General features: G+C 68.7%; 1 pseudogene. It reads right to left on the bottom strand.

From position 1 onward, the window contains the following. Positions 1-252: pseudogene (locus WDW90_RS40240) on the bottom strand (ISNCY family transposase); the annotation flags it as partial.

The raw sequence follows: 252 nt of genomic DNA, 5'->3' as shown, positions 1-252 counted from the left end.
AGCGGAATCGCCGAGTTGGGCGGCCATCACCTCGTCGTAGCGGTCGAGTAGGTTGGTGACGCTGCGCTCCGCGATGTGCACGCCGCGCGCGCGCAGGATCGCGTGGATCTCCGGCACCGAGCGGTGCTCGCGATGACGCAAAACGCCGACCAGCGCCAAGACGTCGATGCCAAACTCATGCTGCGGCAGGGCGAGTGCGCCCTCGGCCTCGGGACGATACGGCTTGTGGTAGCGGGCGCAGCCCTCAGCCTC

It is taken from the genome of Methylobacterium nigriterrae, assembly GCF_037106235.1.
Classification (GTDB): domain Bacteria; phylum Pseudomonadota; class Alphaproteobacteria; order Rhizobiales; family Beijerinckiaceae; genus Methylobacterium; species Methylobacterium nigriterrae.
This window is presented reverse-complemented; position numbering and strand designations above follow the sequence as displayed.